The organism is Chitinophaga sp. 22620, assembly GCF_052044405.1.
GTDB lineage: Bacteria > Bacteroidota > Bacteroidia > Chitinophagales > Chitinophagaceae > Chitinophaga.
The window spans coordinates 310,500-326,709 of record NZ_JBQEMV010000004.1 but is presented as its reverse complement, the minus strand read 5'-3'; the positions used below and the strand labels follow the sequence as shown (position 1 = coordinate 326,709).

The following is a 16,210-nucleotide window of genomic DNA, read 5'->3' as shown; positions in this document are numbered from 1 at the left end:
TGGCAGCTATGCAACATATACTGGCAGGAAACAACCGCTTCCGGATCGTTTTCCTGTTCAGCTTTGCCTCCCTCGGCAGCTGGATGCCCAGCCTGAACCTCTGGCTGGAAGACCAGGGCATGCGCGGCAGGGAGATGGGGTATCTTTCCGCCATCCCCTGGCTGGTGATGCTGCTGGTGCAGCCGTTCTGGGGCATATTGGCAGACAGGGCGGGGAAAATGCGCTGTTTCCATTTGGCCGCCGTCGCAGCCGCCTTGTTATTCGCCCTGTTCCCCTTTATCGCAAAAGGCGCCTGGCTCACCGGCGGAATGATCTTTTTATTCTCGGTCTTCCAGACACCTGTGCTGCCGCTGCTGGACAGCATCACGCTTGATCATGCGGCACTTCACCCGCAGGTTTCCTACAGCAGCCTGCGTTTCTGGGGCGCGCCCGGTTTCGGGCTGGGCGCCTGGCTTACAGGCATGCTCACGGAAACATATGGCAGCCACGTGATGTTTTATCTCAGCGCCGCTTTTCTTTTACTGGCCTGGCTGCCTGCCATCCGGTTCGAAAAAACGGCGCCCGCCGTTTCAGCCGCGGACCTCAGTTTTAAAGAACTGGGCCGCACATTGGGCAACAAGGTGCTGCTCATTTTTTTACTGGTCGTGATGATCGTATCCATCGCGCAATCCGCCAGTTCATTTTTCCTGACCGTGTACATGCGGGAAATAGGCGCGTCCTCTTCCGTAACCGGCGCCGCCATTGGCGTACAGGCATTAAGCGAGCTGCCCTTTTATTTCATTGCCGCGTGGCTGCTGCGCAAAACCGCGCCGGGAAAGGTGCTCATCATTGCCATCTTCGGCACGGCCCTCCGCCTGCTGCTGTATTATCTCAACAGTAATCCTTACACGGTGATAGGCATCGAAAGCCTGAACGGCGTCACCTGGACGCTGCTGTGGCTTGCGTGCGTGGAATTCGTGAATGCGAAGATACCGGCGCAATGGAGAACCACCGGGCAATCCATGCTGTGGGCCATGTATTTCGGCGCGGGCGCCGTGCTGGGAAATATCCTGACAGGCAGGTTGTATGAGACCATGCCGATGCAGCAGGTGTTCGGCATATTCAGCCTGCTCGTGCTTATTACAGGCATCGCCTCGTTCCCGCTATTGGTCAGGTACTCCGGCACAAGGCCCATGCCCGCGCCGGGAACATCATCACTTTAAAAAATTCATCTTATGGAACAACTGCTCGAACAATATAAAAAAGGATGGAGCCTGCCACGCGATTTTTACATGAGCCGGCAGGTGCTGAACCGGGAAACGGAGGCCATCTGGAAACAGAACTGGCTGTTTGCGGGCTTCTCCTGCGAAATACCGGAGCCTGGCGACTATTTCACCTACGCCGTGCTGGACCAGTCTGTGATCATCATCAGGAATGAAGACGGGAAAATTTACGCCCACCACAACTCCTGCCGCCACAGGGGCTCCGCCATCTGCGTCGAGGAGCGCGGCCATGAAGACAAACTGAAATGCCCTTATCACAACTGGGTGTACGATAAAACAGGCCGGCTCAGGAATGCCCGGCTGATGCCGGATGATTTTGATAAAAGCCAATTCGGGCTTCACCCCGTACACCTCGCCGACGTGGCGGGAGCGATCTTTATTTCCCTGGCAGACGATCCGCCGGACTTCTCCCGTGAGTCTGCAGACCTGGCCCCATACCTGCAGCCTTACCAGCTGGAAAAAGCAAAGGTTGCTTACCGCGACCGTTACGAACTCGAAGCCAACTGGAAACTGATCGCTGAGAACTTCCGTGAATGTTACCACTGCGGGCCGGTACATATCGAATATTGCAGCGTGGTGGTGGGTGCAAACCTGGTGGAGAACCGCGATGCCGTGCTCCGGGACAGCATGCTCTCCTGGGCACAGCAGGGCCTGCCTTCCGCCACTATCGAAAATGTACCGGGTGCCAGTCATTACGCAACACGTTACCCCCTCCGCCCGGGCATGGAAAGTTATACGCTGGACGGCAAGCCTGCCGCCCCGCTGATGGGCCTTCACAAACAATACGACAGCGGTGTGGCCGGCCTCATCAATTATCCCAATTTCTGGATGGACGGCGTCAGCGATTATATCTGGGCCATGCGCATCACCCCGATAGACGCCACACGGTCTATGGTAGATCTTACCTGGCTGGTGGATGGCAGCGCGGAAGAAGGCGTGGATTACGAGCTGGACAGGCTTACCGAGTTCTGGAAGATCACAGGCGAGCAGGACTGGCATCTTTGTGAGAACAACCAGAAAGGCATCCGTTCGTCCCGGTACGAACCCGGCCCCATGGCGCCTTCGGAAGAAGATGTGGTTAATTTTCATACCTGGTACCTGGACAGGATGCAGGGCCTCACTAAACCCAGGTAACATGAAACGCACAACGATCGACCCGGTAAAAAAGAAGAAACTGGTGCTGATAGGCAATGGGCCGGCAGGGTTCAAGTTCTGCGAAAAATTTGTGAAGTACCGGCTGGATAAACATTACGACCTGGTAGTGTACGGAGAGGAAATACATCCAGCTTACGACCGCATCCATCTCACGGATCTATTTGCAGGCGGCCCCCCCGAAAAGCTATATTTCGCTGCACCGGCCTGGTATGCGCAACATAAAATAACATTAAGGACCGGGCAGCGGGTTACGGAAATAAACCGTTCCGAAAAACTGCTGACCAGCAATACCGGCGGCACAGAACGATACGACACGCTGGTACTGGCCACGGGTTCCGTTCCTTTTGTGCCGCAGTGGGCCGATACCGGCCGGGCGGGCGTATTCGTTTACCGCACGCTGGAAGATCTCAAAGCCATACAGGCATATATGAAAGAAGGCCAGCGCGCGGCAGTGCTGGGCGGAGGCATACTTGGGCTGGAAGCAGCCAGGGCTTTATTAACGGAAGGCCTGCACACCAGCATCGTTGAAACAGCGCCGCACCTCATGCACCGCCAGCTTGATGCAGAAGGCGCCGCCACACTCTGCCGGCAACTGGAAGCACTGGGGCTGCATATACATTGCGGTAAACAGGCACAGCGTATTTCCGGCGAAGGCATCAAATGTACAGATGGCACGCTCATTCCCGCTGACCTTGTCGTGATCTCCGCCGGCATCCGCCCGCGCGATGAACTGGCCCGTGCCTGCGGGCTGGCCGTTGGCGCGGGTGGCGGCATCGTGGTGAACAACCACAACCTTTCTTCAGACGGAAATATCTTTGCCATCGGTGAATGCGCACTTTCGGACGGGAAAATATGGGGCCTGGCCGCGCCTTGTTTTGAAATGGCGGAAGTAGTAGCAGCAAGGCTTGCAAAGATCTACAAAGTTTTCGGCGGCCATCTGCCGCTGATAAAACTGAAGGTGATAGATGTAAACGTAGCTTCCTTCGGAGATGCCTTGGGCCTTCAACCGCACACGCCGTTCGTGAGCAGCGGGGCCGGCGCTTATAAAAGGATCAACATATCGCCCGACGGATACGTGCTGGGTGGTATATTTGTAGGAGACACTACCGGCAGCGCCCGCCTCTTTCATATGCAGCGCAACCGCGTAAAGATCACCGGCGACCCGGCGGCCCTGATCGCACCAGGTGCGGGCGCCGCCGGAACAATAACCAGCATGCCAGGCGATACCGTCATCTGCTTATGCGAAGGTCTTTGCAAAGACGCAATAATAGCGGACATCCGCGAGAATAACCTCAGCAGGCTGGATGAGGTCCAAAAAACGACCGGCGCAGGCACCGGTTGCGAAAGCTGCACTTCGCTGCTGGAAGACCTCCTGAACGAAATGCTGAAGCAGCCGCAATAAACCCATGATCAACTTTTGTATGAAATATGATATCCTTTCCGTTGCCGATCTCTGCCTGGATATGATCGTGAGCAGCCCCGTGCGGCCGGAGTTCAACCAGGTGGAGCTGCTGGCCGATGATTACATGATAGACCTGGGCGGTTCCGTAGGCATATTTGCCTGCCAGTTCGCGCGGCTGGGCGGGAACATTGCGCTGATGGGCAGCACCGGGCAGGATATGGCCGGGCAGATCGTGCGGAACCGGCTGGCGGAAGCTGGTGTGGACACCAGCCTGGTCACCCTTCACCCCACGGAAAAAACGCCGATGGGATTGAATATATCCTGCCAGGGCGACCGCGCCATGCTCACCTATCTCGGCGCGATGAACAGCGCCACTCCTCACCTGCTAACCGCATCGCTGCTGGACAAAACCCGCCACTGGCATATCGGCGGTTATTTCCTGCTCCAGAACATGATCCCGGCGTGGCCGGCATGGCTTCAACAACTAAGAACCGCGGGCATCAGTATTTCACTGGATACAAACTGGGACCCTTCCGGCAACTGGGAAAATATATTGCAGCTACTGCCGCTCACAGACGTGTTCCTGCCCAATGAAGCAGAAGCCAAAGCCATCAGCGGAAAAGACGATATCATGGAAGCAGGCCGCTTCCTGGCGGCGCATTGCCCGCTCACCGTCATCAAAATGGGCGAAAATGGCGCCATGGTCTTTTCGCCTTCAGCTTCCCGGCATTACCCCATACCATCCGGCCTTACAAGCAGCCTCCGTATTGCAGACACCACCGGCGCGGGAGACAACTTCAACGCCGGTTTCATTTTCAGCTGGCTTTCCGGCACTGCGCAGGCGGATTGCATTTACAACGGCTTCCGCTGTGCGGTGGCCAGCCTGCAGGGATTGGGCGGCATAGAAAAGCAGATCGTTCAAAACGAAAACCTCACCAAATGAGCCGGTACTTAAATGATATACTCGATCAGCCAGGCCAGCTGCTGCAATCATTACAATACAGTGCGGACGCCGGTGGGCTCGCGCTGAAAAAAGCCGCCGGGCTGATCACCGGGGCAAAATATGTATTTATCACCGCCATCGGCGCCAGCTGGAATGCGGGCATCGCCATCCAGGCAGCGTTCAACGAAGCAGGCGTGCAGGCCGTTTTATGCGATGCGGCGGATTTTCTTTATTTCACCCGCATCCCGCCCGGCTCGGCGGTCATTTTCCTGTCGCGGAGCGGAAAGAGCGTGGAGCTCGTGCAGGCCCTGCCAAAATGTAAGCTGGCCAAAGCCTCCGTGATCAGTATCACCAATGCCCCTGACAGCCCGCTGGCCGAAGGCTCAGACGCCTGCCTGCTTACCAACGTAAGGTTTGACCATAGCATTTCCGTGAGCACTTATTCCTCTATTATCCTCACCGGTTTGTTGCTCACGCAGTATTTCAGGCCGCAACACCCCGGCCTGCTGATATACGACGCCCTCATGGAACCGCTCCGGGAAACAACCGGCCGGTTAACGGAATGGCGGGAAATTATTGAAACCACAGCCTGGCCCGGAGAAAATTCGCATACCTATTTCACGGCCAGGAGCGCGAGCCTGGCATCCGCCCATGAAAGCATGCTGCTGTGGGAAGAAGTGGCAAAACAACCCGCTTCAGCCCTCACTACCGGCGCTTTCAGGCATGGGCCGCAGGAAATTATCAACAACCCGCTGAACATGGGGGTGTGGCTGGAGAGTAGTATCGCGCGGGACCATGACGTGCAGCTGGTCAACGACCTTGTTGCAAAAAAAGTAAATGTGCTGACTATCGGGCAGGACCTGCCTGAAAGTCTGAAAGGGCATAAAATATCCGTTCCGCCTTGCCCCTGGCTGTTCAGCCCGGTCATCAACATTATACCCCTGCAACTGGCGGCGGAAAAGCTGGCACGCATGAAAGGGATCGACCCGGATGTGTTCTTTTACTGCAACTTTATTGTTGAATCAGAAGGAGGGCTTTGAGAAAAAAGAACAGGCGGTGCTGCATCACGGTGCGCAACAGTTTCAGCGCGCGCGTCATGTGGGCCTGTACAGTTTTTTGGGAAATGCTTAGTTTTTCAGCGATCTGTTTCTCCGAAAAGCCGCGTTCACGGCTCAGGCGGAATACAAGCCTGCACTTGTCCGGCAGGTGGCGGATGGTATCTTCCAGCTGCCGGCGGGTAGATTCATAATCCACCCACTCGGCGGTATGATTATCCTGCCTGCCGGCAACGTTGTCATAAAAATTATTGTGCGCCGCTTTCTGTTTTTTCTGCTTCACCAGCGCGGCCAGTATCTCATACTTCACACAGGACGCAACGTAGGTGTGAAAAGAATGCCGGAGATGAATGTTTTTCCGCGTTTTCCAGATATTCATAAAAACGTGCTGCACAATTTCCTCCGCGTCTTCTTCAGAACCGGTTTTGAATTTTGCCTGCACCAGCAGCTTTTCCCAATACCGGTTGTACAGGGCTTCAAACGCGGCGCTGCTATCCTCTTCCCGCACCAGGCGGAAAAGCTCACTGTCGTCATATTGCCGCAAGTCTTTCATTTATTTGATCCAGGGGCTTTGAAAGCCGAGTTTTTTCATGCCGTTCTGTATGTCCGGTATGTTCATGAACAGTTTCCAGAGCAAGCCGGTGCGGTAATTCTCGATCATTACCACGATGGGCCCCTGGTCTATCGCCAGGTGCGATTTCGCATACCAGTTATGATGGACGCTGAAGCCGTCCGTAAACCCGTATTTGCTCCATATCTTATCACCCATTTCTTCATAGAAATAACGCAGCGCCTGCATGCTTTCCTTCGGGGTAAAGGGCATGGATGAAATGGCGGCCGTGGGCTGGATGACGCCCAGGTCGGTGTCCGGGCAGTGCGCCGCATAACCTTTGTAGCTGTCTCCCGCCGTGAGGCCCCAGCATTTTTCGCTGTATCCTTTGTATTGTTTCGGATTCTCGATGCAATAAGCCCGGTTGATGAGGGTGTGAGCACGTGCCTGTTCCAGGTAATCGATGCCCAGTGAGTCTTTCAGCCCATTGGGGTCTATTCCCTGGAAAGTGTATTGTTCAAAGAACAGGGGGCCGCCCCGGTCGAAATTCCCCAGCGGCAGCTTGATGCCGTAATAAGTATTTCCATTCCTGAAGCCCTTGCTGCCCGCCCAGGAACCGTTGTACACTTCTTTTGAAATGCCGTGGCGCGGCGAAGCGGCAGCCATGATGTAAGTGATCAGGCATTCGTTCCAGCCCCAGACGGGGAAATTCATATCAAACCCGTTGTTGGGGCTCCAGTGCCAGAACAGTTTATCCTGGTTGTTGGTATGCCAGTTCCAGTTTGCCGCGCCCCACATCTGGTCTACTCTTTTGCGGAGGTATTTTTCGCGGGGAGCATCACCCTTGAAGTATTCCCTGGCGCAGAGGAAACCCATGAGCAGGTAGGAGGTTTCCACGATGTCCGCCGCATCGTCCAGCCGGTCGAACTTGATCGTTTTGCCCGTGCGGCCGTTCATAAAATGCGGGTAAATGCCATGGTAACAATCCGCGTTGATCAGGAAATCTGCGATGCGGATGAGCCTTCCCACGGCGGTATCCCGGCCTATCCAGCCTCTTTCCACGGCTACAATGGTGCTCATGATGCCAAAACCCGTGCCGCCCACGGCACCCGCATCCGGGCCGAAGGGGGTAGTGCTGAAATTGGGCTCATCCCAGGCCTCGTTGATATAATCCCAATAATGCTCCGCCAGCACGGTATTACTCCTTTCCAGCGCCAGCCCGCTCACCGGATGGGCGCCATGCCAGAAAAAACGGAAGGTCTGCCGCTGGACGGTTTCAAGCAACGCCTCGTCGCTGAGACCCTTTATGACGCCCACCGGCGCAATGGAATGTGGCTGTTTTTTTGTTTGAGCTGTTGCGGCAACGCTTAATGCGGTTGCCAGTACCAGGATCATCTTTTGTATCATGTCTGCGTGCTGTTTTGGCTTCGGTGGATAATTGAACGTGGCATATGATCCTACGTGGAGGGAGAACGGCAACGGATGGTGCGGTATATGAACAAAGCTAAATACCCCGTCACTTCAAAACCACCATTTTCAGCAGTAAATCCTATACTTTTATAGCAAAATCCGGCAAATAAGCGCTAACTTATAAACATAATACAATCGTTATGAAGCCGGCGCTGGAGCATTTGCCAAAGGAACAGAACCATTCTTTCGTCGTAAAGGATTTCGACTACAGCTACTATCCCACTCCCTGGCATTATCATCCTGAATACGAGATCGTGCTGGTGACGGAAAGTACCGGGAAACGTTTCATCGGCGACCATCTGTCCGATTTTCAGCCCGGCAACCTGGCTTTTATCGGGCCGAACCTGCCGCATCATTACAGGAACGACGACAAATATTTCGAAGAAGGCTCCTCGCTGCGGGCGCGCTCCATCGTCATACACTTCACAGAAGCCTCGCTGGGAGAGGATTTTATTGCCCTCCCGGAAACGAAGCGCATCCGCAAACTGTTTGAACGCGCCGTATGCGGGCTGGATGTGAGCGGCGCCACCCAGCGTAAAGTGAGCCGGAAAATGCACGACATTGTGCATCTTACCGGGATGCGCCGCTGGCTGTGCCTGGTGGATATGTTGCAGGACATGGCGGAGTCAAAAAACCTCAGCGCCATCACCCAGGCTCCCTTCGTAGGGCATAACCAGAAAGAATCCAACCGCCTGAGCAATGTGTTCGACTGGATACATGCCAACTTTGAAAGCAACATCCGGCTTAGCGAAGCAGCCGCCATCGCGGATATGAACGAAAATGCGTTCTCGCGTTTTTTTTCTTTGCGCACGCGCAAAACATTCTCAGGGTTCGTGCAGGAACTGCGTTTGCAGAAAGCTGCGCGGCTGCTGGAGGAAAATGAGCTTTCCGTTACAGAAGTATGTTATGATTGCGGTTACAATAATATTTCTAACTTCAACCGGCAATTTCTGCATCATTATCATATGAGCCCGCTGCAATACCGGCGCTCTCTGCTCCGCGAAAAATAAAACGTTATGATCAACATCAATTCCACAGGAAAAGAAGAAAATACTTTCGACGCCATCGTGATCGGCTCCGGCATCAGCGGCGGCTGGGCAGCCAAAGAGCTTTGCGGTCACGGTTTAAAAACGCTCGTGCTGGAAAGAGGCAGAAATGTGGAGCACAACAAAGATTATCCCACCGCCACCAAATCGCCCTGGGAATTCAAACACCGGGGGCAGATGACGAAAGAATTCCTGCTGGCGAACCCGCTGATCAGCAAAGCGGCGGGATTTGGGGAAGACAATGCGCATTTTTTCATAGAAGATAAAGACCATCCGTACATACAGGACAAACCGTTCGATTGGATACGGGGCTACCAGGTAGGCGGCAAATCGCTCACCTGGGGCCGGGCCTGCCAGCGCTGGAGCCCGTTTGAGTTCACCGCCCCGCAGCGGTTCGGGTATGGCGCAGGCTGGCCTATCGGGTATGCAGACGTTGCCCCGTGGTATTCCCATGTAGAAAAATTCATCGGCGTGTGCGGCACCCGCGACGGTATAGAAGCAATGCCCGACGGCGAGTTCCTGCCGCCGTTCGATCTGAACTGCGCGGAAGCGCATATCCAGCGGAAGATCTCCGCCCATTACAAAGACCGGCACCTTGTACATGCCCGCTGGGCGCATCTTACCTCTCCCCAGCCCATTCACATCGAACAGGGCCGGGCCAAATGCCAGGCAAGGAACCTCTGCATGCGCGGATGCCCGTTTGGCGGGTATTTCAGCAGTGTGTCCTCCACGCTTCCATGGGCCGCCAAAACCGGCAATCTTACTGTGAGGCCTCATTCCGTCGTTCATTCCATCATTTACGACGAACAAAAAGGCAAAGCCGCCGGCGTAAGGGTCATAGACGCCAACACCAAACAAACCACGGACTTTTTTGCACGGATCATATTTGTGAACGCCTCCGCGCTGAACAGCAATCTGGTGCTGCTGAACTCAACTTCCGGCCGCTTCCCTAACGGGCTGGGCAACGACAGCGGCCTGCTCGGGAAATACGTGGCCTTTCACAACTACAGGGCTTCCGTGAGCGCGTCGCTCGATGGCATGGAAGACAAATATTATTACGGCCGCAATCCCACCGAGCCGATCATTGCCAATTACAGGAATCTTCACAAACAGGACACAGATTACGTAGGCGGCTTCACCACCTTTATGGGCGCCCGCCGGGCCAACAAGGTTTACAAGGACCTGCCGGGTGTGGGCGCAACATTGAAGGACGCCGTGACCGAACCTGGCGGATGGGAAACGTATATGTATATGCAGGGGGAAACGATCCCCAAAGAAACCAACCGGGTTGAGCTGAGCAAAGACCGGAAAGATCAGTTCGGCATGCCGCTGCTGAAGATATCGGTAGACTATGACGAGAACGACGAACGGATGATCCGCGACTTCCTCACGCAAAGCGCCGAGATGCTGGACAAGGCCGGCTGCAAGAACATCGGGCAATACGACAACCACCAGCCACCGGGCCTGGACATTCATGAAATGGGCGGATGCAGGATGGGCAGCGACCCGAAAACGTCGTTGCTGAACGAATGGAACCAGCTGCACCATTGCAAAAACGTATTTGTAACGGATGGCGCTGCGATGGCGAGCACAGGCAACCAAAGCCCGTCCATTTTATACATGGCGCTTACCGCCAGGGCAGCTGATCATACGGTGAGCGAGATGAAAAAGGGGAATTTGTAGACGGTGGGACATCCTTCTTCTTAACACGCCGCCGCTCCCGCCTTCAACTTCGACAAATAAGCGCTGGGCGTTTCCCCTGTGATCTTTTTAAAATAAGTATTGAAGGAAGATTTCGCCTTGAAGCCGCATTCAAAGGCGATCATGAGAATGTTCACCGGCAGGTTCTTCTGGTGGATGGATGTCATAATCTCCATCGCGCGGGAGATGCGGTATTCGTTGATGTATTGGTAGAACGATTTCCCGGCATACATGTTCAGGGCCTCGGACACGTGGTATTTACTTTCACCGATGGCCGCGGAGAGTTTGTCCAGCCCGAGATCGGGGTCCAGGTATAATTTGGTGGAGGTAAGGTGCTGGTCCAGGTGCTGCAATATTTTTTTATGCGCTGTTTCGCTGAGCTGTATTTTTTTCGGGGCGGGGGCTTCTGTGTGGTCTTCTTTTGCAAGAATGATATCTGTGCTGCCCTCTTCTCGGGTATGAATAAGGGAAGCCGGAGGTGCAGCCGTTCGCCCGCTTACAATACCGGCGTATTTGAAACGCAGGATGTCTATACAGATCAGCGAGAGCAATATGTACACGATATTCCTGCAAAGCAGCATACTCTCCACAGAAGGCCCGGTGAAAAAGCCGATGATCCTGAAGACGGCCCCCACCACTGCTACCGCCAGCATCAATGCGCTGATGTGCAATACCAGCTGCCGTTCTTCTTTTGCTTTGATGTACCGCAGCTTCCTGAAAATGACCAGCGGGAAAGCCGCGCCGAAAGCGATGAACAGCCAGGTGGAAAAATCGTTGTAGACCTGCAACGCGCGGTGCCCCACCGGCACGTCAGCCAGCAGCAAACAAAACACCGTCAGATACCCGATGGCCGCCAGCACAAACGGGATGAAAAGATACATGCGGGTGGCGGGGATAAATTTATCGTCCAGCAGCTTGAGCACATATAAATAAGCCAGGGGGCCGTAACACAGGCCGATGAAGGTATTCATCTGCGTGCGTATATGCAGGTCTTCCACGAAAGCATAAATATAGAACTTGATGCCCAGGTGCGTGGCAATGCAGCACAACAGCACGATCAGCAAAGCGTCCGCCTTATTGCGGAATTTATTCTTCCACAACAGCAGAACGGCTATCAATGCCTGGAATGCGCCTATTGAAATAACGTATAACATACCCGGAATCCCTGCCTTAAAAATAGCGCAGCTGTATTATGCGAATGTTAACTCACCCGTTTCCCGCTCCTTTTACGGCATTGGTAATAATTTGGTAACAGCCTCTAATTAACTGGTTCCCAACATGCAGGCGTACTATTGCATCGGAATGGACCGTCCCGGGTACAGGTACATCCAACCGGTCGCCCGGCTGCCGCCGGTTGTGGACTTTTGCACAAAATATATCAACTATGATCGCTGGTCTTAAACAAATCCCTATCACAGTTTTAATGCTCATACTTATTGCTTCCGCTGCGCAGGCACAAACCATCAAAGGAGTGGTAAGCGGTAAGGACGGACAATTGCCCGGGGCAACCGTTCAGTCGCCCGCGACAGGACAAGGCACTACCACCGACCTCAACGGGAGCTTTACGCTCAACGCCCGGGCAACCGGTAAAATAAAGATCATTGTCACGTATATCGGCCACGAATCCCGCACGATAGAGCTGGAGGTGAAAAAAGGCCTCAACGACGCCGGCATTATCCAGCTGGAGCCCGGCGGCCAGATAAGGGAAGTGCTGGTGAAAGGCACCATGGCGCCTTCGCAGCTGAAAGCCCTGAACATCAAGAAAAATTCCCTCGCCATTATGGACGTGATCGCCGCGGACGCCATCGGCAAGCTCCCCGACCGCAATGCCGCCGAAGCCGTACAACGCGTGCAGGGTGTAGCCGTGGCCCGTTACCATGGAGAGGCGGACGCCGCTACCGTAAGGGGCACACCATTCGCCTGGACCTCCATCCTCTTCAACGGCAACCGCCTGCCCAGCGCCAACGTGATGGGCAGCCGCAACTCTGTGCTGGATGCCGTGCCTTCTGAAATGATCCAGTATGTGCAGGTGGCGAAGGCCATTACCCCCGATATGGAAGGCGACGCCATTGGCGGCTCCATCAATTTCATTACCCGCACCTCGCCGGCCAAAAGACAATTAAACGTGAGCGCCGCAGCAGGGTATAATACTTTTTCGAAAGACGGCACCTACAACGGCTCCATCGTATATGGCGACCGCTTCTTTTCAAACAAGCTGGGCGTAATGGTGGCTGCCGCCATCTGGAACCGCCAATGGGGCACCGATGCGTTCGACGTTACCTATAACACCGGCCTGGCCGATGTAAAACAGAAAAATTCCATCAGCACCGTGATGCTGAAACGGTATATGGGGCAGCGACAGACTTACGGGGCCAACCTGGGACTGGATTATACCTTCAACGCCGGACACAAGATATTCGTGCGCGGCCTCATGGACAAGTTCAACGATATCCGGCCCGTATACGAATCCTACATTGATTATAACAACAGCCAGTACCAATACAACTACCGTTATTCCCACTACCAGACCGTGCTGAACGGCGCGGAACTGGGCGGTGAGCACCAGCTGGGGGCCAAGCTGAAAGTAGATTGGACGCTGAGCAATTATTACACGAAATACTTCCTGGAAACGCCGCCCACCAATGCCAACAAAGGCCTGCCCATCTCCACTTTCCGGCAAAAGATCAACGGCGGCTTCAGCAACCTGTCATCGGACGGAAAACGTTACTGGAGCTTCGATTCGCCGGACGGCAAAGGCGGCGCGCCGCAATCATTCGATCCCGGGCTGCGGGACAAGGGGGAAGTGATGGACGCTTCCAAACTGCTGCTGCAACAGCTGGTGATCGCACAGCTGGACACACGCGAAGAAGATAAAACGGCGCAGGTCAATTTCCGGTTCAACCTCAACAGCAAAGTACACCTGAAAGCCGGCATGAAATACCGCCACAAAGACCGCAGCGGCATGTACGGCTCCAGCATCGTCTACCTTGCCGGCGCTTCCCTTGGTATCCCGCAATCGCCTGCCCTGCTCCCGCTGAGCCAGCTGCAACGCACGGACTTCCCGATGCGCGGCGGGTTCTTCAAAGGCCTGGATGGCAACTATGACGCCTACGCCATCAACCCGCTCACCAAACAGCAGCTCTTCGACCTGCTGGATACAGCAACCCTGCGGAAGAACGGGTTCATGAACGTAACGCCGAAAACCAATCCCACCAATATCTACAACGGCACCGAGGCAGTGACCGCGGGTTATTTCATGGCCGAGATCGATGCGAGCGAACGTTTCAAGATCGTGGCCGGCGTGCGCAATGAATACACCACTTTCACCTTACACGGCACCAAAGCGGTAACAACGGCCGGTACACCCGCTACTGTTGCGCTCAGCCCTGTATCGGTGAATAATACTTACAATGCCCTGCTGCCCATGGTGCACCTGAAGTACAGCATCAGTCCGCAGGCAAACCTGCGCGCCGCATATACCCGCACTTTCGTGCGCCCCAACTTCTCAGACCTCACACCGGGCGAATCGGTGGACAATACGAAAAACCCCATCACGATCACAAAAGGGAACGTAGACCTGAAACCTACGTTCGCCAATAACTTCGACCTGATGGGCGAATATTATTTCAAGAACATCGGCCTGCTGTCCGGCGGCGTGTTCTACAAAAAAATAAAAAACGTCATCTTCTCCAACCGCGTGAATTACCAGCAGGAAGGCCTGAACTACACGCTTACACAGGCGCAGAACCTCAGCGACGCCTGGCTGATAGGTATGGAAGCGGGTATCAATAAAAGGATGGACTTCCTTCCGGGTTTCCTTTCAGGGCTGGGCGTGGAGCTGAACTATACTTTCATCAATTCCGAAGTGAAGCCTACCGGCACCTACACCACTACCCTGCCCAACCAGAGCAAACACCTGTTCAACAGCATCCTGTTCTACGAACGGAAAGGCGTAATGATCCGCCTGGCGGGCAATTACCGCGGCGCTTCCGTAGAATCCATCAACCAGCAGCTGGGCAGGGATTTTTATACCTACACAGACAAGAACTTCACGGTAGACGCATCTGCCACTGTGAACATCACTTCTTCCATCCGCGCATTCGTGGAACTGAACAATCTTACCAACGAACCGCTGAAAGTATACATGGGCAGCCGCAACAGGGTGGTGAGCAACGAATGGTACGGCAGCCGCGGCCAGGCGGGCATCCGTTGGGACATTATCAAATAACCAAGCAAACGAACAGCATATGAAAAAATGGATCTTAGCATTTACCCTGATGGCGCCGGTAATGGCCAGCGCGCAGCTGGCAGACAGCACACAGCGGCTGGTGCGCATGCAGGGCACGGTCAATTTCCGCGATGTGGGCGGCTATAAAACGAGCAACGGCAAAACCGTGGCCACCGGCCGCGTGTTCCGCTCCGCCGACGTGAGCCGTCTTACCGACCAGGACCTGCAAACACTTGAAGCAAAACATATCCATACCGTATTTGATTTCCGCGGGAAAAAAGAAGCCGCCGCCGCGCCGGACCGCATATTGCCCGGCAGCCGTTACACCCTTTGCCCGGCCGGCAGCGACAGCCTGCCCACCCCCGCCATGATGGCCGATTACATCAAACAGGGCGGTTTCCTTGAAAAGTTCTACGGCAACATCACCCCGCTGGGCGAGCGTTACAAACCGCTTTTCCAGGAACTGCTGGTACTGCCCGCGAACGAATCTGTGATGTACCACTGCACCGGCGGCCGCGACCGTACCGGCATGGCCACCGCATTGTTCCTCTACGCCCTGCAGGTGCCGCAGGAGGTGATTGAGGCGGACTTTACCGCCAGCAACGTATACCTCGCTCCTATGAACGCACGTATGTTCCAGGGGCTGCAGCAGATGACGGGGATGAGCAAGGAACAGATCAGCGATGCGATGGCGTTGAAGCCGGAGTACCTACGCATTATGTTCAACTCGCTGAAGCAGACTTACGGTTCGGTAGAGAACTTTTTTGCGAAGGAACTGGGGATTGGGGAGAAGGAGATGATTGTGTTGCGGGAGAAGTATACGATGTGAATATAATGATGGGAAACCCGCCGCACTTGTTTTGGCAGGTGCGGCGGTTTTGCATTTGTATTTATTCGTCAGTTAAACTACCTGGTCGGTAAAACCGATATGCTGCTCGATAACCAAACGAATACAGGAAGTATCCAAAATGCCCGAGGCTGAGCGCAGCCAATGAAGATTCAAGGGGTATTGTAAATATCTTTCAGTCATAAAATAAGCGAAGCCCGCGCGGATCGCGCGGGCTTCGCTTATTTTCATTTTGTATTCTCCCTTCTTTTTTTTCTCCAGGCATCCCACTGCTTATAATCATTCAAAGAAAATAAGATCTTCCCTACATAAGACCCTCCAGCGTCTGTAGCGCGTATCTTAGTAAGTATTTCTACTTTCTTAATCAAGACAGCATTACAATTAAACATTGTATCGAATGGTCTTGATTTAACAATCGAATCCAGCTCTATAAAGACGCTATCGATAATAATATCCTCTCTTGATTTTAACGATTTTTGTTGCTGGGCATGAAGATTGTCGGACAAACCGAATACTATCAATATAAAAGTTATTATCCTCATTTACTTACA

General features: G+C 54.2%; 13 protein-coding genes. 9 read left to right on the top strand and 4 right to left on the bottom strand.

Going from position 1 to position 16,210, the window contains the following annotated elements; genetic code table 11:
- Positions 1 to 8: 8 nt before the first annotated feature.
- Genes ACTJIK_RS20670 through ACTJIK_RS20650 form a run of 5 tightly spaced genes read left to right on the top strand, consistent with a single transcriptional unit; the run spans position 9 to position 5,802 of the window.
- A complete protein-coding gene (locus ACTJIK_RS20670; RefSeq protein ID WP_440649437.1) occupies positions 9 to 1,202 on the top strand; it encodes an MFS transporter in 1,194 nt (397 codons plus the stop codon).
- Positions 1,203 to 1,214: 12 nt separating this feature from the next.
- A complete protein-coding gene (locus ACTJIK_RS20665) occupies positions 1,215 to 2,396 on the top strand; it encodes an aromatic ring-hydroxylating oxygenase subunit alpha (RefSeq protein ID WP_440649436.1) in 1,182 nt (393 codons plus the stop codon).
- A 1-nt stretch (position 2,397) separates the two neighbouring features.
- Complete coding sequence (locus ACTJIK_RS20660) at positions 2,398 to 3,819, top strand: FAD-dependent oxidoreductase (RefSeq protein ID WP_440649435.1); 1,422 nt, start codon at positions 2,398 to 2,400, stop codon at positions 3,817 to 3,819.
- A gap of 19 nt (positions 3,820 to 3,838) precedes the next feature.
- On the top strand, positions 3,839 to 4,762 hold the full coding sequence (locus ACTJIK_RS20655; RefSeq protein WP_440649434.1) for a carbohydrate kinase family protein: 924 nt from the start codon (positions 3,839 to 3,841) through the stop codon (positions 4,760 to 4,762).
- Positions 4,759 to 5,802: an SIS domain-containing protein gene (locus tag ACTJIK_RS20650; RefSeq protein WP_440649433.1), complete on the top strand. Its 1,044-nt coding sequence runs from the start codon at positions 4,759 to 4,761 to the stop codon at positions 5,800 to 5,802. Before ACTJIK_RS20655 ends, ACTJIK_RS20650 begins: the two co-directional genes overlap by 4 nt.
- On the opposite strand, the gene ACTJIK_RS20645 is transcribed toward ACTJIK_RS20650, so the two are convergent.
- Complete coding sequence (locus ACTJIK_RS20645; protein ID WP_440649432.1) at positions 5,774 to 6,370, bottom strand: RNA polymerase sigma-70 factor; 597 nt, start codon at positions 6,368 to 6,370, stop codon at positions 5,774 to 5,776. The two genes, ACTJIK_RS20650 and ACTJIK_RS20645, sit on opposite strands and share 29 nt — an antisense overlap.
- A complete protein-coding gene (locus ACTJIK_RS20640) occupies positions 6,371 to 7,774 on the bottom strand; it encodes a glucoamylase family protein (RefSeq protein ID WP_440649431.1) in 1,404 nt (467 codons plus the stop codon).
- Between the two features lie 203 nt (positions 7,775 to 7,977).
- Here ACTJIK_RS20640 and ACTJIK_RS20635 point away from each other — a divergent pair, with 203 nt between their 5' ends.
- Positions 7,978 to 8,847 (top strand): helix-turn-helix domain-containing protein, encoded by an 870-nt coding sequence (locus ACTJIK_RS20635; protein WP_440649430.1) that lies wholly within the window; start codon positions 7,978 to 7,980, stop codon positions 8,845 to 8,847.
- Between the two features lie 6 nt (positions 8,848 to 8,853).
- The gene (locus ACTJIK_RS20630) at positions 8,854 to 10,566 is read left to right on the top strand and encodes a GMC oxidoreductase (protein WP_440649429.1); all 1,713 of its coding nucleotides are present in this window, start codon (positions 8,854 to 8,856) and stop codon (positions 10,564 to 10,566) included.
- Positions 10,567 to 10,586: 20 nt separating this feature from the next.
- On the opposite strand, the gene ACTJIK_RS20625 is transcribed toward ACTJIK_RS20630, so the two are convergent.
- On the bottom strand, positions 10,587 to 11,738 hold the full coding sequence (locus ACTJIK_RS20625) for a helix-turn-helix domain-containing protein (RefSeq protein WP_440649428.1): 1,152 nt from the start codon (positions 11,736 to 11,738) through the stop codon (positions 10,587 to 10,589).
- Positions 11,739 to 12,007: 269 nt separating this feature from the next.
- On the opposite strand from ACTJIK_RS20625, the gene ACTJIK_RS20620 reads away from it, so the two are divergent.
- Together ACTJIK_RS20620 and ACTJIK_RS20615 are read left to right on the top strand one after the other, a co-directional pair.
- A complete protein-coding gene (locus ACTJIK_RS20620) occupies positions 12,008 to 14,812 on the top strand; it encodes a TonB-dependent receptor (RefSeq protein WP_440649427.1) in 2,805 nt (934 codons plus the stop codon).
- A gap of 19 nt (positions 14,813 to 14,831) precedes the next feature.
- Complete coding sequence (locus tag ACTJIK_RS20615) at positions 14,832 to 15,641, top strand: tyrosine-protein phosphatase (RefSeq protein WP_440649426.1); 810 nt, start codon at positions 14,832 to 14,834, stop codon at positions 15,639 to 15,641.
- 245 nt (positions 15,642 to 15,886) lie between these two features.
- Here the strand turns inward: ACTJIK_RS20615 and ACTJIK_RS20610 are convergent, their stop codons facing one another.
- The gene (locus ACTJIK_RS20610) at positions 15,887 to 16,201 is read right to left on the bottom strand and encodes a hypothetical protein (RefSeq protein ID WP_440649425.1); all 315 of its coding nucleotides are present in this window, start codon (positions 16,199 to 16,201) and stop codon (positions 15,887 to 15,889) included.
- Positions 16,202 to 16,210 lie beyond the last annotated feature (9 nt).

What these genes read in the sequence shown, in the direction of transcription:
- ACTJIK_RS20615 (WP_440649426.1), top strand. Translation starts at nt 14,832, where the DNA reads ATGAAAAAATGGATCTTAGCATTTACCCTGATGGCGCCGGTAATGGCC.
- ACTJIK_RS20670 (WP_440649437.1), top strand. Translation starts at nt 9, where the DNA reads ATGCAACATATACTGGCAGGAAACAACCGCTTCCGGATCGTTTTCCTG.
- ACTJIK_RS20620 (WP_440649427.1), top strand. Translation starts at nt 12,008, where the DNA reads ATGCTCATACTTATTGCTTCCGCTGCGCAGGCACAAACCATCAAAGGA.
- ACTJIK_RS20630 (WP_440649429.1), top strand. Translation starts at nt 8,854, where the DNA reads ATGATCAACATCAATTCCACAGGAAAAGAAGAAAATACTTTCGACGCC.
- ACTJIK_RS20660 (WP_440649435.1), top strand. Translation starts at nt 2,398, where the DNA reads ATGAAACGCACAACGATCGACCCGGTAAAAAAGAAGAAACTGGTGCTG.
- ACTJIK_RS20665 (WP_440649436.1), top strand. Translation starts at nt 1,215, where the DNA reads ATGGAACAACTGCTCGAACAATATAAAAAAGGATGGAGCCTGCCACGC.
- ACTJIK_RS20610 (WP_440649425.1), bottom strand. Translation starts at nt 16,201, where the DNA reads ATGAGGATAATAACTTTTATATTGATAGTATTCGGTTTGTCCGACAAT.
- ACTJIK_RS20625 (WP_440649428.1), bottom strand. Translation starts at nt 11,738, where the DNA reads ATGTTATACGTTATTTCAATAGGCGCATTCCAGGCATTGATAGCCGTT.
- ACTJIK_RS20655 (WP_440649434.1), top strand. Translation starts at nt 3,839, where the DNA reads ATGAAATATGATATCCTTTCCGTTGCCGATCTCTGCCTGGATATGATC.
- ACTJIK_RS20635 (WP_440649430.1), top strand. Translation starts at nt 7,978, where the DNA reads ATGAAGCCGGCGCTGGAGCATTTGCCAAAGGAACAGAACCATTCTTTC.
- ACTJIK_RS20650 (WP_440649433.1), top strand. Translation starts at nt 4,759, where the DNA reads ATGAGCCGGTACTTAAATGATATACTCGATCAGCCAGGCCAGCTGCTG.
- ACTJIK_RS20645 (WP_440649432.1), bottom strand. Translation starts at nt 6,370, where the DNA reads ATGAAAGACTTGCGGCAATATGACGACAGTGAGCTTTTCCGCCTGGTG.
- ACTJIK_RS20640 (WP_440649431.1), bottom strand. Translation starts at nt 7,774, where the DNA reads ATGATACAAAAGATGATCCTGGTACTGGCAACCGCATTAAGCGTTGCC.